Below are 13964 nucleotides of genomic sequence, written 5' to 3'. Positions count from 1 at the left end.
CCCGGGGCGGGCGCGGGGGGACGGCCTCAGCCGGGTAGCTCCCCGGCCTTCAGCGCCCGCACGAACGGCCCCAACGTGATCGCCCACCTCGGCGCGGGCACCCCCGTCACCCTGCGCGTCACCGGGACCGGAAGGGCAACCCGTACACGGGTCGAGCTCACCGATCCCGATCCGCGCGCGCGGCCCGTACCGCGGCGGGCGCCCGGGACCGAGGAGTCGGGGCGCGGCCTCGCCCTGCTCGACGCCGTCGCGCTGCGACGGGGGGTCACCCGGGGAGCCGGGACCAGAACGGTCTGGTGCGAGCTTTGACCCTGGTCACAGTCGGCCGGGAAGGGTTGCCGTTATTACCGGCGGGTAGCATCATGTTGTTACCGATTGGTATGTACGAGGAACCTGTCTCCCCGAGCCTTAACGGAGCCGTCGCCATGGGGCACTACAAGTCGAATCTCCGCGACATCGAGTTCAACCTCTTCGAGGTGCTCGGCCGCGACAAGCAGTACGGCACCGGTCCGTTCGAGGAGATGGACACCGAGACCGCCAAGAGCGTCCTGTCCGAGCTCGCCCGTCTCGCCGAGAACGAGCTGGCCGCGTCCTTCGAGGACGCCGACCGCAACCCGCCGGTCTTCGACCCGGCCACCAACACCGCGCCCGTCCCGGCGTCCTTCAAGAAGAGCTACGAAGCCTTCATGGACTCCGAGTACTGGCGCCTGGGCCTGCCCGAGGAGATCGGCGGCACCACCTCGCCCCGCTCCCTCATCTGGGCCTACGCGGAGCTGCTGCTCGGCTCGAACCCGGCCATCTGGATGTACTCCTCCGGCCCGGCGTTCGCCGGCATCCTCTTCGAAGAGGGCAACGAGGCGCAGAAGAAGGTCGCCCAGCTCGCCGTCGAGAAGCGCTGGGGCTCCACCATGGTCCTCACCGAGCCGGACGCCGGCTCGGACGTCGGCGCCGGCCGCACCAAGGCGATCCAGCAGGCCGACGGCTCCTGGCACATCGAGGGCGTGAAGCGCTTCATCACGTCCGGTGAGCACGACATGGAGGAGAACATCCTCCACTACGTCCTCGCGCGCCCCGAGGGCCACGGCCCGGGCACCAAGGGCCTGTCGCTCTTCCTCGTCCCGAAGTTCCACTTCGACTGGGAGACCGGCGAGCTGGGCGAGCGCAACGGCGTCTACGCGACGAACGTCGAGCACAAGATGGGCCTCAAGGCCTCCAACACGTGCGAGATGACCTTCGGCGACCAGCACCCCGCCAAGGGCTGGCTGATCGGCGACAAGCACGACGGCATCCGCCAGATGTTCATGATCATCGAGTTCGCCCGGATGATGGTCGGCACGAAGGCCATCGCCACCCTCTCCACCGGCTACCTGAACGCGCTGGAGTACGCCAAGGAGCGCGTGCAGGGCCCGGACCTCGCGAACTTCATGGACAAGACCGCGCCCAAGGTCACCATCACGCACCACCCCGACGTGCGCCGCTCGCTCATGACGCAGAAGGCCTACGCCGAGGGCATGCGCGCCCTGGTCCTCTACACGGCCTCCGTGCAGGACGAGATCCAGGTCAAGCAGGCCGCGGGCGAGGACGCCTCCGCCGAGATCGGCCTCAACGACCTGCTCCTGCCGATCGTGAAGGGCTACGGCTCGGAGAAGTCCTACGAGCAGCTCGCCCAGTCCCTGCAGACCTTCGGCGGCTCCGGCTACCTGCAGGAGTACCCGATCGAGCAGTACATCCGCGACGCCAAGATCGACACCCTCTACGAGGGCACCACGGCCATCCAGGGCCAGGACTTCTTCTTCCGGAAGATCGTCCGCGACCAGGGCGCCTCGCTGAACATCCTCAGCGAGACGATGAAGAAGTTCCTGGCCGAGGCCGTCGGCGGCGAGGAGCTGGCCGGCGCCCGCGACGCGCTCGCCAAGGCCGCGGTCGACCTCGAGGCCATCGTCGGCCAGATGATCGTCGACCTCACCGCCACCGGCGAGGACGTCAAGAACATCTACAAGGTCGGCCAGAACACCACCCGCCTGCTCATGGCCTCGGGTGACGTGGTCGTCGGATACCTGCTGCTCAAGGGCGCCGCCGTGGCCGCCGAGAAGCTGGCGACCGCCGCCCCGAAGGACATCCCCTTCTACACCGGCAAGATCGCCGCCGCGAAGTTCTTCGCGTCGCAGGTCCTGCCGAACGTCTCGGTCCAGCGCCAGCTGGCCGAGGTCGTCGACAACTCCCTCATGGAGCTCGACGAGGCCGCCTTCTAAGGCAGCGCCGCCCCGCTCAGGCACCTCCAGCGGTGTACGCACAGTGGCCGGGACCCCCTCGGGGGGTCCCGGCCACTGGCCTGCGCGGGGCATCCGTTCCCGTCTTGTCAGTCGTTCATGGGACGCTCGTACGTATGAGTCCACAGGAGCAGCAGCGCAGCAGGGGGTATTCCGTCCCCGCCGGACGTCCGTACGCCCTCAAGGAGCTGCAGGCCAATGTGGGCGCGCTCGGCGACCGCATCACCGACCTGTACGACGGCGCCCACCCCGCCGAGTACGACCCCATCGCCGACGCCCTCTACGTGGCCTTCCAGACGGCCGCCGCCCTCGCACCGGCAAAGAGCTACACCGGCTGCTCCGAGCACCCCAACGGCGCCCTCGACCCCGAGGCCCCCGACGGCTGGGGCCGCTGCCTCATCTGCAACGACCGCAGACGCCTCGGACAGCGCATCCAGGGCGGCCGCACCGGCGGCCCGGCCGGGCCCGCCGCGGAGCAGCGCCGCCTCGGCTACCCCGTGCCGGAGGGCCCCTTCACCCTCGAGGTCCTGCGCCGCTTCCTGCGCACGATCGACGAGCAGCGCTTCCACCTGACCCTGGGTTCACCCGACCAGGACTTCGTCCGCATCGCCGACGACCTCCACCGCGCCTTCATCGTCGCCCGCGAACTGTCCCGGCCGCGCAACGCCTCGGGATGCGCCGAACATCCCGGCGCGCCGATCGACCCCGACGCTCCTCCCGGCGAGGCCTGTATCTTCTGCGCCGGACGCAAGAGACGCGCGCAGCGCTCCCCGCAGACCCCGGAGATGCTCCCGCGCATCCGCCGGGGCGAGCGCAGGCAGCTGCAGCGCCGATTCGAGCGTCCGCCGGGCTGAAAACCGACGGGACCGCAGATCACCCACCCTGCGGCCCCCGACCTCCGGCCATCGATCGCAGTCCGGCCATGACGAACACGACCGTCGTTAAGGTGAACCACATGAGCTCTCCCGCCCGCTTCGACCGCGGCCACACCGACGATCTGATGACCTTCCTGACGGCCAGTCCGTCGCCGTACCACGCCGTGGCCAACGCGGCGGAGCGGCTGGAGAAGGCAGGCTTCAGGCAGTTGTCGGAAACGGACGCCTGGGATGCGGGCACCGGGGGCAAGTTCGTGCTCCGCGGCGGTGCGCTCATCGCATGGTTCGTCCCCGAAGGCGCGTCCCCGCACACCCCGTTCCGGATCGTCGGCGCACACACCGACTCCCCGAACCTGCGGGTCAAGCCGCTGCCGGACACGGGCTCGCAGGGCTGGCGGCAGATCGCCGTCGAGATCTACGGCGGCACCCTGCTCAACACCTGGCTCGACCGCGACCTGGGCCTGGCCGGACGGCTGACCCTGCGCGACGGCACCGAGCGCCTGGTGAACGTGGACCGCGCACTGCTGCGCGTCCCCCAACTCGCCGTGCACCTGGACCGGTCGGTGAACAGCGACGGCCTCAAGCTCGACAAGCAGCGCCACATGCAGCCGATCTGGGGCCTGGGCGACGTCCAGGAGGGCGACCTGATCGCCTTCCTGGAGGAGGAAGAGGGCCTGGACCAGGGCTCGGTGGCCGGCTGGGACCTGATGGTCCACTCCATCGAACCGCCCTCGTACCTGGGCCGCGACCGCGAGCTGGTGGCCGGCCCGCGGATGGACAACCTGCTGTCCGTGCACGCGGGCGTCGCGGCGCTGGCGGCGGTGTCCGCCGGCGGCAAGCTCGACCACATCCCCGTGCTGGCCGCCTTCGACCACGAGGAGAACGGCTCGCAGTCCGACACCGGCGCCGACGGCCCGCTCCTGGGCAACGTGCTGGAACGTTCAGTCTTCGCCCGCGGCGGCTCGTACGAGGACCGCGCGCGGGCCTTCGCCGGCACCATCTGTCTGTCCTCGGACACCGGCCACGCCGTGCACCCCAACTACGGAGAGCGGCACGACCCGACGCACCACCCCCGCGCCAACGGCGGACCGATCCTGAAGGTCAACGTCAACCAGCGGTACGCGACCGACGGCAGCGGGCGCGCGGTGTTCGCCGCCGCCTGCGAGCGGGCCGGTATCCCGTGGCAGACCTTCGTCTCCAACAACTCGATGCCGTGCGGCACCACGATCGGCCCGATCACCGCCGCCCGCCACGGCATTCAGACGGTGGACATCGGCGTCGCGATCCTCTCGATGCACAGTGCCCGCGAACTGTGCGGCGCGGACGACCCGTTCCTGCTGGCCAACGCCCTGGTGGCCTTCCTGGAGGGCTGAGCCCCCGGGAAGGCCGCGGGCCCGATCTAGGTCGTCTCTTTCGGATCTTGCCGGGCCCGCGTCGCCCGGCACCGCACCTCGCCGCGTTGTCGGAGCACCGCAGTACGTCCAGTACAACGGCGCTCCTCCGCCTTGCGATGCACGGCACCGGACGACGCGGGCCGACCGACAAGATCCAAAAGAGACGACCTAGCCCTCGGCGTCCATCCCGGCGAGGACGAGGGGCAGCCGGGCGGCGCCGTCGGCGGTGACGCGGACCGGCACGCCCCAGTCCTGCTGGTGGACGTGGCAGGCCGGGTACTCGTTGGCGGGGTCGTCGTCGCAGGACGCCGCCATCGCCGAGACGTGCAGGACGCCCTCGGTGACGTCCGGGTTCAGCGCGAGCTCCCGGAACAGGTCGGTCCCGGCTCCCTCTCCGTCCGCCAGCAGCTCGGGCGGGGTCGAGGAGACGAGCAGCCGGGTGGAGGGCCCGTAGCGGGTGTCGAGCTTCTGCCCGCTCGGGGCCTGGAAGACCACGTCGAGGCGGATGGTGCCGGGCGCCACCTCGGTGGCGGCCCGCTGCGTACGGTGGGCGACCGCGTCCACCCGTACCGCCTCCTCCGGGAGGCGCAGCCGGGTCAGCCGGTGCCGGGCCGACTCGACGACCACGATGTCCTCGCCCACCAGCACGGCGTCGCTGGGCTCGCGCAGATCCGTCGCCAGGGTCGAGACCTGCCCGGTGGCGGGGTCGAAGCGGCGCAGCGCGTGGTTGTACGTGTCGCACACCGCGACCGAGCCGTCGGGCAGGGCGGTGACGCCGAGCGGGTGCTGGAGCAGCGCCTGGGCCGCGTCGCCGTCCCGGTGCCCGAAGTCGAACAGCCCGGTGCCGACGGCCGACTTGATGACGTACCCCTCGTCACCGGCTTCCACGTACCGCAGCGCGCTGGTCTCGGAGTCGGCGATCCACAGCCGGTCCCCGGCGGCCGCGAGCCCCGAGGGCTGGGCGAACCAGGCCTCGGCGGCCGGCCCGTCGAGCAGTCCCTCGTTGGTCGTGCCGGCCGCGACCCCGACCGTCCCGGCCTGCGGGTCCCAGGTCCACAGCTGGTGCACACCGGCCATGGCGATCCAGACCCGGCCCTGCCACCAGGCCACGTCCCACGGCGAGGAAAGGTCCACCTCCAGCGCCGGCCCGGAGGTCGGCGATCCCTGCCACCACTGCCGACCGGTGCCGGCGACGGTCTCGACCTGCCCGGTGGCCGGGTCGTAGGTGCGCAGGGCGTGGTTGACGGTGTCGGCGACGACGACCTTGCCGTCGGGCAGCAGCGCCAGTCCCTGCGGCTCGCTGAAACTGTCCCCGGCGAAGCCGCGCTCGCCGCTGCCGATGCGGCGTACGACGCTCTCGCCGTCGGCGGCCAGCTCGACGAGCTGGTGCCGCGTGGAGTCGGACACCAGCAGGTTCCCGGAGGGCAGCAGCAGCGCCTTCCCCGGGAACCGCAGGGCGCCGGCCACCGGCTCGGGCGCCACGTAGGGCCCGTCCCCGCGCCGCAGCGTGCCCTTGGCCTCGTGCTCGGCCTCCAGCTCCTCGACCAGCCGGGCGATGGCGTGCGCATGCCCCTCACCGGCGTGCTGGGCGACGATGTACCCCTCGGGGTCGATCACGACGAGCGTGGGCCAGGCGCGTACGGCGTACTGCTTCCAGGTCGCGAGCTCGGGATCGTCCAGCACGGGGTGGTGCACCTGGTAGCGCTCGACGGCATCGACCACGGCGGCGTGCTCGGCCTCGTGCACGAACTTCGGCGAGTGCACACCGATGATCACGACGGTGTCGCGGTGCTTCTCCTCCAGCTCGCGCAGCTCGTCGAGGACGTGCAGGCAGTTGATGCAGCAGAAGGTCCAAAAATCGAGGATCAATGTGCGACCTCGGAAGTCGGCGAGCTTCAGATCCTTGCCGCCGGTGTTGATCCAGCCGCCCTTGCCGATCAGCTCGGGGGCACGGACACGGGCACGCTTGCGGGGTGCGGGCGCGGGGGTGGGCGCCGGGGCAGCATCGTTCATCCTTCAAGCTTGCCATCCGGGTATGAACACCGGATCACGCGCATACGGCAGGCCACGGGCTACGACGGAGGAGCGGCGGATGACCGGGGACGGGCGGACGGCGGAGTTCATGGCACTGCCGGGAAGCACGGAGGACCGTCGGGAGGTGTTCGCCCGGTCTCTGGCGGGCGTCATACGGGTCCTCGGGATCGAGGTCGCTCCCGAGCCGGAGCCCGCCGACGGACGTACCTGGGCGCACCGCGCCCGGGCGGCGCTGCGCGGGCGCGGTACTGGTCGGGCATGTCCCTGCGGATGCCCCAGGTCCGGGCGGAGTTCCCGGCCGCGGCCGACGACGGCCCGGACCCCGTGCCCGAGTGGCACGAGGCGGCACTGCGCGAGTTCGTGCGCAACGAGCACCTGGACGCGGAGCCGTTCGGGGTCGATCTCGACACCGGCGGGCTGTAGTTGACCCGCCCGGTAGCGTGTCGGGGTGACAGTCAGCACGCCGCCGAGCGGGCGGATATTCGAGGCCTTGAGCGCTACCGCCGTGGAGAGCACGGACGGGTTGCGGGAGCTCTACGAGAGTCCCGGCGAGATGGCGCGCCGGAAGGCCGTGGACCGGATTCACGAGGGGGCCCGGGCCGTCATCGGGCGGTCGTCGCTGGTGTTCGTCGCCAGTGCCGGGGCCGACGGGACCTGTGATGTCACGCCCCGGGGCGGGCCGCCCGGATTCGTGGCCGTGCTGGACGAGTTCACCCTCGCGCTGCCCGATGCCACCGGCAACAAGCGGCTCGACACCGCCCACAACATCGTGGAGACCGGCCGGGCCGGGCTGATCTTCGTCATCCCCGGGCGGGCCACCACCCTGCGGGTCAACGGGCGGGCCTGCGTGTCTGCCGATCCGCTGCTGCTGGAGCAGCTGACCTCCGTCGGCAAGCCCCCTCGGAGCGCGATCGTGGTGGAGGTCGAGGAGGCCTACCAGCACTGCCCCAAGGCCTTCCTGCGCAGCAACGCGTGGAAGCCGGAGCAGTGGCTCGCCGAGGACGCCGTGCCCAGTTCCGCCGAGATCACCCTCGCCCACCTGGATCTCCCCGGTCTGACGATCGAGGAGATCCGGCAGCAGGAGCTCGAGAGCCTGCTCTACCGCTACGAGTAGGCGAAGAGGGCGCTCAGCCGGGGCAGACGGGCCGATATCTCGTCGGTGTCGTCGAAGTCGAAGTCCCAGGACGGGTCCAGGGCCGGGTAGCTGATCGTGAAGGAGTCCGCGGGCAGTTCCCGGCCGACGGCGGCCCGGTAGGCGGTCCAGGCGATCGACAGGGTGCTCTCGTCCTCCAGCTCCAGGCCCTCCGCCGCGGCCTCGCGGACCGCGGCGTGCGCGGCCAGCGAGTCGGGGTCGGCCAGGGCCGCCTCGAAGACCTCCTGGCCCTGGGTGAGGAGCCAGCCCCGGAAGTAGTCGAAGCCGTCGTCCGAGCAGCCGCCGTTGATCACGTAGGCGGCGGCCCAGAGCGGCGCCCGGTAGGACTCCGCCAGCAGGTCCCACAGCACCTGCTGGGACGCGGCTATCTCCGTCGCCGCCCGGTCCGCGAGGAGCTGCGCCGCGCGCGAGGCCACCTCCTGCGGCTGCGCGTCGGCGCGGGCCGTCTCGATCAGCTTCCAGAACGTCTGCTTGTCCATGGGGAAAGCCTGACAGCCGGGTCTGACATCAGGGGTTGGTGCCGAGGAAGGCGTGGAGGGACCCCGTGAGCGCCTCGACGAAGGCGTCCTGCACCGGCGCCGGGACGAGGTCCAGGGACAGGTACGGGTTCAGGTCCTCCAGCTCGACCAGGAGCAGTTCGCCCGACGGCGCGCGGCAGGCGTCCACGCGCTGGATGCCGTGGTCGAGGGTGTTCCAGGCGACGAAGGAGCGGGCGAAGGCCAGGTCCTCCCCGGTCGGGGTGTAGAGCTCCAGCTCCCAGCGGCGGGCCGGATCGGGGGCGTACAGCGCGTACTGGAAGGCGTCGTCGACGAAGTAGAAGGACACCTCGTACGTGAAGTCGATGCGCGGCTGGATCAGCACGGCCCCGGCCGGGCCGTCCGGTGTCGCGGTGAAGGTCAGGCCGATGGAGTCGGCGCCCTGCTTCGGCTTGACCGCGTACTGCGCCACCCGCGGCAGTTCCGCCAGCCGGGCCGGGTCGTCGATCGTCGGGATGACCGGGTGGCCGGAGGCCGTCAGGTCGAGCAGGTACTGCTTGCCCGCCATGTCGCCGCGGCCGGTGAGCGGGTTGTAGACGCGGGTCCCGGTGGCGAGGGCGGCCGCGCGGAAGGAGTCGTAGGCCTCCTGGTAGTGCAGGACCGGGCCGCTGTTGCGGACGATCACCGCGTCGAAGCCGAGCGGCAGCATGGCCTCCGCGTCGGCGGGATGGCACAGGGCCAGGTCGAACGCGGCGCGCAGCCGGGACGTGAGGAATATGTCCTCGTCGCAGTAGCGGCGGCCGCGTGCGGGGTACGCCAGGTCGGTCACGTAGAGCAGGGGCATGAGGGCAACCTATCGCGGGCACTGATCAGCGCATGAAATACCTCGTACGGGACAAAATGCTGGCCATCGGGGACGACTACTGGATCGAGGACGAGGACGGCCGGCACGCCTTCCTCGTCGACGGGAAGGCGCTGTCCTTCCGGGACACGCTGGAGCTGAAGGATCCGGCCGGGCAGATCCTGATCACCCTGCGGGAGAAGCTCTTCACGCTGCGGGACGCGATGACCCTGGAGCAGGACGAACAGCGGCTCGCGGTGATCCGCCGCAAGCGGCTCTCGCTGGTGCGGGGCCACTTCCGCGTCACCCTGGCCGAGGGCACCGAGCTCGACGTCAGCGGGCGGATCCTGGACCGCGAGTTCAAGGTCGAGTACGACGGGGAGCTGCTCGCGCTGGTCTCGCGCCAGTGGTACCGGCTCCGCGAGACGTACGCGGTGGACGTGGTCCGGGAGGACGCGGACGCGGCGCTGCTGATCGCGGTCGCCGTGTGCGTGATCCGGATGGCGGAGAAGGAGCGGGAGGACGCGGTCAGTCCCGGTGCTGTTCCCGTGCCGTGAGCTGGCCCTGGACGTAGGCGTCGGTCTCCGGCGCGTACGGGCCTCCGTGGTCGAGCAGGAGGTCGGTGATGCGCTGCCACTCCGCGGCCTCGGCGCGGACGGCCGCGGCGGCGGACTCCAGGTCGCCGGCGTCCGCGAGCACCGTCTCCAGGGCGGCCTGTGCCCTGTGGTGGGTCATCCCGGTGGCCCGCTCCCGGACCCGCCGGCGGGCCTCGACCTCCGCGGCGGAGGGCTCGTGCGGCTCCAGGGCGGCCTCCAGCACGACCTCTTCGTCGTCCGTCACGGCGTACCCGCCTCCTCCTCGTGTGCCGGGCGGCCGGCGCCGCCCGTCCCCTTCGTCTGCCCGCTCACCCCGGCGCCAATCGGGGGCGCCGGGGATTGCGCGGGCGCCGCGGGCACCGGCATCCCGTCAGCGCAGGCGCCGGTCCTTCAGGGCCGGGAACTGGGACCGGGTCTCGGGGACCTTGGCCGGGTCGAGGTCCACGGTGAGGACCTCCTCGCCGGGGCCCGCCTCCGCCAGGACCTCGCCCCACGGGTCCACCACCAGGCTGTGCCCGGCCTGTTCCACGCCCGCGTGGGTGCCGGCCAGTCCGCAGGCCAGGACGTAGGACTGGTCCTCCACGGCGCGTGCCCGGCTGAGCAGGGTCCAGTGCGAGCGGCGGCGCGCGGGCCAGCCCGCGGCGACGACCATCGTGGTGGCCCCGGCGTCGACGAGGCCGCGGAACAGCTCCGGGAAGCGCAGGTCGTAGCAGGTGGCGATGCCGAGGGTCTGCTCCGGCAGCTCCACCGTGGTCAGGGAGTCGCCGGCCGACATCAGGACCGCCTCGCCCTGGTCGAAGCCGAAGCGGTGGATCTTCCGGTAGGTGGCGGCCAGCTCGCCCGCCGGGGACAGGACGAGGGCGGTGTTGTAGAGGGAGCCGTCGCCCGCGCGCTCCACGACCGAGCCCGCGTGCAGCCAGACGCCGGCGTCGCGCGCCGCCTTGGACATGGCCTCGTAGGTCGGGCCGTCCAGTGGTTCGGCCTCGGTCTCGAACTGCTCGTACGCGAATGCGCCGACCGGCCACAGCTCCGGCAGGACGACGAGATCGGCGTCCGCCTGCTCCCGTACGAGCTCGGCCACGCGGGCACGTCGGGAAGACACCGACTCGCCCTCGTTCACTGCGATTTGGATCAGCGAGGCGCGCACACTACCACCGTCCTGGCGTTCAAGCCGTCAACTCGGGCCTACGATCGTCACACGAAAGCACTGCCGGGGTGCTCACCGGCAGCGTAGTTTTGGAAACTGAGTCCACAGCTTCTTAAAACGCGCCATTGAACAGCACCGCGAGGGGTCCCGTTGACCGTCCATCCGCATCCCGCCCTCCAGCCCTATGCCGACGCGTGGACGCACTCCATCGAGGCGATATCCGAGTTGGTCCTCCCGCTGACGGAGGGCGAGTGGAACCGGGCGACGCCGTGTCCCGGCTGGTCGGTCCGTGATGTCGTGTCACACATCATCGGCATCGAGTGCGAGCAGCTCGGCGACCCGCGACCGATCCACACCGTGGCGCGGGACCTGCGCCACGTGGTGGACGAGTTCAGCCGGTACATGGAGGTGCAGGTCGACGTACGCCGTCACCACACCGCGCCGGAGATGACCTCGGAGCTCGAATACACCGTGATCCGCCGCGCGCGGCAGCTGCGGAACGAGAAGCGGGATCCGGCCACGATGGTCCGCGGGCCGCTCGGTGACCAGGTGACGCTGGAGCAGGCGCTGCGGCTGCGGGCGTTCGACGTGTGGATCCACGAGCAGGACCTGCGGTGGGCGCTGGGGATGCCGGGGAACTGGGACTCGCCGGGTGCGCACGTGGCGCAGGACCTCCTCCTGGCCGGGCTGCCGAAGGTGGTGGCCAAGAAGGCGGGGGCACCCGCGAACTCGGCGGTGGTGATCGACGTGCACGGTCAGCTGGAGTTCATGCGGACGGTGCGGGTGGACGCGGACGGCCGCGGCACGGTGGACAAGTCGCCGTCGCTGGGCCCGGCGGTGACCCTGACCCTGGACTGGGAGACGTACGTGCGCCTCGCGGCCGGCCGGGTGCGGGCGCACACCGTCGCCGACCGGGTGAAGGTGGAGGGCGACGTCGAGCTGGCGGACGCGATCCTCACGCAGTTCTCCGTGACCCCGTAGCGGGAGCGGCCGGTACGAGGACCCGCGCCCGGCCGGCGGGCAGCCCGTCCGCCGGGCACCCCGGCGGACGTGGCCCTACGGCGCCTCGCGCCCGGCTGTTTCCGGGAGCGGGCACGCCCGGGGCACCGGCTCCGGCTTCTGTTCCGGATCCTGGGCGGGGATCGTGAGGCGGACCCGGTCCGCCTCGCGGGCCAGGGCGCGGGGGCGCAGCCGCAGGATGCTGATGACGCCCACCGCTTCGAGGACGAAGACCGTGGAGAAGGCGATGCGGAAGTTGTCGCCGGTGGCGTCCAGCAGGACGCCCACCGTCAGCAGCGTGGTCATGGACGCGATGAAGCCGCCCATGTTCGTGATCCCGGAGGCGGTGCCCTGGCGCTCCGCCGGGTTGGCCGGGCGGGCGAAGTCGAAGCCGATCATCGACGCCGGTCCGCAGGTGCCCAGGACCAGGCAGAGGGAGACCAGCAGCCACATCGGCGCCCGGTCGCCCGGGTACACGAGGACCGCCGCCCACAGCAGGGCCGTGAGGCCGACCGTGCCCAGGGCGAGCGGGATGCGCGCGGACTGGCGGCGGCCCACGACCTGTCCGTAGACCAGCCCGAGCGCCATGTTCGAGGCGACGACCAGGGTCAGCAGCCCGCCCGCGGTGGTCCGTGACAGCCCCTGCGCCTCGACCAGGAACGGCATCCCCCACAGCAGCAGGAACACCATCGCGGGGAACTGCGTGGTGAAGTGCACCCACAGGCCGAGCCGGGTGCCGGGTTCGGCCCAGGACTCCCGGATCTGGCGGCGCACGAACCCGCCGGAGCCCCCGCCTGGCCCGGCGGCCGCCGTACCGCCCGGCGCGGGCTTCGGCCCGTACCCCTCGGGGTGGTCGCGCAGGAACAGCACCAGCGGGACGAGGACCACCAGGCCCGCCACCGCGCTGCCCGCGAAGGCGGCGGTCCAGCCGACCCCGTGCAGCACGGGGGCGAGGACGAGGGTGGAGACGAGGTTGCCCGCCATGCCGACGAGCCCGGCCAGCTGCGCCATGAGCGGCCCGCGCCGGGCCGGGAACCACCGGGTGCCGAGCCGCAGCACCGAGATGAAGGTCATCGCGTCGCCGCAGCCGAGCAGTGCCCGCGCGGCGAGGGCCATCCCGTAGGAGGGCGACAGCGCGAAGCCCAGCTGGCCGACGGTGAAGAGGACCGCGCCCAGGGTCAGCACTTTCTTGGTGCCGAGCCGGTCGACCATGAGGCCGACCGGGATCTGCATGCCCGCGTAGACGAGCAGTTGGAGGAGGGAGAAGGTGGCCAGCGCCGAGGCGCCCACGTGGAAGCGGTCGGCGGCGTCGAGGCCGGCCACGCCCAGGCTGGTACGGAAGATCACCGCAACGAAGTAGACGGCGACGCCGATGCTCCAGACGGCGACGGCCCGCCCGCCGCCCGGCGGATCGGCGGGTATGCCGGCCCTGTCGGGGGAGGCGCTCACGGCGCCGCTCACCGGCCCGGCCCCCGCACCAGGGCGTCGACGCGCCCGATGTGCCCGCGGACCGCCGCAGCCGCCGTGTCCGCGTCCCCGGCGCGCAGCGCGTCCAGGATCTCGGCGTGCTCGGCGAGGGTGCGGTCCAGCCGTTCCGGGTGGGCGTGCAGCAGGGCCACGCCCATCCGCAGCTGGCGGTCGCGGAGCTGGTCGTAGAGCCGGCACAGGATCTGGTTCCCGGCGCTGCGCACGATCTCCGCGTGGAAGCCCCGGTCGGCGGCCATCATCGCGGCGAGGTCGCCCCCGGCGGCGTGCCGGCGCTGTTCGTCCAGCAGGGCGGCGAGCCGGTCCAGCAGGCCCGGTGGGGCCGGCACGGCCCTTCGTACGGTGAACTCCTCGACCAGCAGACGGGTTTCGAGGACGTCGGTGATCTCCTGAGCGGAGACCTGGAGGACCAGCGCGCCCTTCTTCGGGTACAGCTTCAGCAGCCCCTCGGTCTCCAGCCGCAGCAGTGCCTCGCGGACGGGCGTACGGGACACCCCGACGGCCGCGGCGAGTTCGCCCTCGGTGAGGAGGGTGCCGCCCTCGTACCGGCGGTCGAGCACCCCTTGCTTGACGTGCTGGTAGACCCGCTCGGCGGCGGTCACGGTACTGGTGGGGGCGGGCATGCGCACAGGATAGATACAACAGAGGTGCAAGCCGGTGACGGGTCCAGGATGTGGACCCGTCACCGTGGGGC

Annotated in this window: 14 protein-coding genes and 1 pseudogene; 8 read left to right on the top strand and 7 right to left on the bottom strand. The window is 71.7% G+C overall.

The window, feature by feature from the left end; genetic code table 11:
• Window positions 1–72: 72 nt before the first annotated feature.
• The 4 genes and pseudogenes from OG444_RS20390 to OG444_RS20375 form a co-directional block, all read left to right on the top strand.
• Window positions 73–309 (top strand): annotated as a pseudogene (locus OG444_RS20390) (ATP-binding protein); the annotation flags it as partial.
• Window positions 310–425: 116 nt separating this feature from the next.
• On the top strand, window positions 426–2252 hold the full coding sequence (locus OG444_RS20385) for an acyl-CoA dehydrogenase (RefSeq protein WP_327263522.1): 1827 nt from the start codon (window positions 426–428) through the stop codon (window positions 2250–2252).
• A 134-nt stretch (window positions 2253–2386) separates the two neighbouring features.
• Window positions 2387–3124, top strand: a complete 738-nt coding sequence (locus OG444_RS20380; protein WP_327263521.1) for a hypothetical protein — start codon at window positions 2387–2389, stop codon at window positions 3122–3124.
• A 101-nt stretch (window positions 3125–3225) separates the two neighbouring features.
• On the top strand, window positions 3226–4518 hold the full coding sequence (locus OG444_RS20375; protein ID WP_327263520.1) for a M18 family aminopeptidase: 1293 nt from the start codon (window positions 3226–3228) through the stop codon (window positions 4516–4518).
• Window positions 4519–4707: 189 nt separating this feature from the next.
• On the opposite strand, the gene OG444_RS20370 is transcribed toward OG444_RS20375, so the two are convergent.
• On the bottom strand, window positions 4708–6552 hold the full coding sequence (locus OG444_RS20370; RefSeq protein ID WP_327263519.1) for an NHL domain-containing thioredoxin family protein: 1845 nt from the start codon (window positions 6550–6552) through the stop codon (window positions 4708–4710).
• A gap of 279 nt (window positions 6553–6831) precedes the next feature.
• Here OG444_RS20370 and OG444_RS20365 point away from each other — a divergent pair, with 279 nt between their 5' ends.
• Window positions 6832–6996, top strand: a complete 165-nt coding sequence (locus tag OG444_RS20365; protein ID WP_327263518.1) for a hypothetical protein — start codon at window positions 6832–6834, stop codon at window positions 6994–6996.
• A gap of 25 nt (window positions 6997–7021) precedes the next feature.
• Window positions 7022–7687, top strand: coding sequence for an MSMEG_1061 family FMN-dependent PPOX-type flavoprotein (locus tag OG444_RS20360; RefSeq protein WP_327263517.1), 666 nt, complete (start codon window positions 7022–7024; stop codon window positions 7685–7687).
• Here the strand turns inward: OG444_RS20360 and OG444_RS20355 are convergent.
• Together OG444_RS20355 and OG444_RS20350 are read right to left on the bottom strand one after the other, a co-directional pair.
• Window positions 7678–8205 carry a DUF4240 domain-containing protein gene (locus tag OG444_RS20355; RefSeq protein ID WP_327263516.1) on the bottom strand — a complete coding sequence of 176 codons (528 nt, stop codon included), beginning with the start codon at window positions 8203–8205 and terminating at the stop codon, window positions 7678–7680. The two genes, OG444_RS20360 and OG444_RS20355, sit on opposite strands and share 10 nt — an antisense overlap.
• 28 nt (window positions 8206–8233) lie before the next feature.
• Window positions 8234–9046 carry a hypothetical protein gene (locus OG444_RS20350; RefSeq protein ID WP_327263515.1) on the bottom strand — a complete coding sequence of 271 codons (813 nt, stop codon included), beginning with the start codon at window positions 9044–9046 and terminating at the stop codon, window positions 8234–8236.
• Window positions 9047–9078: 32 nt separating this feature from the next.
• Here OG444_RS20350 and OG444_RS20345 point away from each other — a divergent pair, with 32 nt between their 5' ends.
• Window positions 9079–9600 carry an LURP-one-related/scramblase family protein gene (locus OG444_RS20345; protein ID WP_327263514.1) on the top strand — a complete coding sequence of 174 codons (522 nt, stop codon included), beginning with the start codon at window positions 9079–9081 and terminating at the stop codon, window positions 9598–9600.
• Here the strand turns inward: OG444_RS20345 and OG444_RS20340 are convergent.
• Entirely contained in the window at window positions 9572–9883 is a 312-nt protein-coding gene (locus tag OG444_RS20340; RefSeq protein WP_327263513.1) for a hypothetical protein, read from the bottom strand. The two genes, OG444_RS20345 and OG444_RS20340, sit on opposite strands and share 29 nt — an antisense overlap.
• Window positions 9884–10009: 126 nt before the next feature.
• On the bottom strand, window positions 10010–10786 hold the full coding sequence (locus tag OG444_RS20335; RefSeq protein WP_327263512.1) for a carbon-nitrogen family hydrolase: 777 nt from the start codon (window positions 10784–10786) through the stop codon (window positions 10010–10012).
• Window positions 10787–10936: 150 nt separating this feature from the next.
• On the opposite strand from OG444_RS20335, the gene OG444_RS20330 reads away from it, so the two are divergent.
• Window positions 10937–11767: a maleylpyruvate isomerase family mycothiol-dependent enzyme gene (locus OG444_RS20330; RefSeq protein WP_327263511.1), complete on the top strand. Its 831-nt coding sequence runs from the start codon at window positions 10937–10939 to the stop codon at window positions 11765–11767.
• Window positions 11768–11842: 75 nt separating this feature from the next.
• Here OG444_RS20330 and OG444_RS20325 read toward each other — a convergent pair whose 3' ends face one another.
• Together OG444_RS20325 and OG444_RS20320 are read right to left on the bottom strand one after the other, a co-directional pair.
• Complete coding sequence (locus OG444_RS20325; RefSeq protein WP_327263510.1) at window positions 11843–13234, bottom strand: MFS transporter; 1392 nt, start codon at window positions 13232–13234, stop codon at window positions 11843–11845.
• 8 nt (window positions 13235–13242) lie between these two features.
• On the bottom strand, window positions 13243–13893 hold the full coding sequence (locus OG444_RS20320; RefSeq protein WP_327263509.1) for a GntR family transcriptional regulator: 651 nt from the start codon (window positions 13891–13893) through the stop codon (window positions 13243–13245).
• Window positions 13894–13964: the final 71 nt, after the last annotated feature.

The sequence above is a fragment of the Streptomyces sp. NBC_01232 genome (genome assembly GCF_035989885.1).
Taxonomy (GTDB): Bacteria; Actinomycetota; Actinomycetes; order Streptomycetales; family Streptomycetaceae; genus Streptomyces.
This window is presented reverse-complemented; position numbering and strand designations above follow the sequence as displayed.

Excerpts from the sequence above, each read along its gene's own strand:
- OG444_RS20350 (WP_327263515.1), bottom strand. The coding sequence starts at position 9,046 with ATGCCCCTGCTCTACGTGACCGACCTGGCGTACCCCGCACGCGGCCGC.
- OG444_RS20320 (WP_327263509.1), bottom strand. The coding sequence starts at position 13,893 with ATGCCCGCCCCCACCAGTACCGTGACCGCCGCCGAGCGGGTCTACCAG.
- OG444_RS20375 (WP_327263520.1), top strand. The coding sequence starts at position 3,226 with ATGAGCTCTCCCGCCCGCTTCGACCGCGGCCACACCGACGATCTGATG.
- OG444_RS20380 (WP_327263521.1), top strand. The coding sequence starts at position 2,387 with ATGAGTCCACAGGAGCAGCAGCGCAGCAGGGGGTATTCCGTCCCCGCC.
- OG444_RS20355 (WP_327263516.1), bottom strand. The coding sequence starts at position 8,205 with ATGGACAAGCAGACGTTCTGGAAGCTGATCGAGACGGCCCGCGCCGAC.
- OG444_RS20365 (WP_327263518.1), top strand. The coding sequence starts at position 6,832 with ATGTCCCTGCGGATGCCCCAGGTCCGGGCGGAGTTCCCGGCCGCGGCC.
- OG444_RS20370 (WP_327263519.1), bottom strand. The coding sequence starts at position 6,552 with ATGAACGATGCTGCCCCGGCGCCCACCCCCGCGCCCGCACCCCGCAAG.
- OG444_RS20345 (WP_327263514.1), top strand. The coding sequence starts at position 9,079 with ATGAAATACCTCGTACGGGACAAAATGCTGGCCATCGGGGACGACTAC.
- OG444_RS20385 (WP_327263522.1), top strand. The coding sequence starts at position 426 with ATGGGGCACTACAAGTCGAATCTCCGCGACATCGAGTTCAACCTCTTC.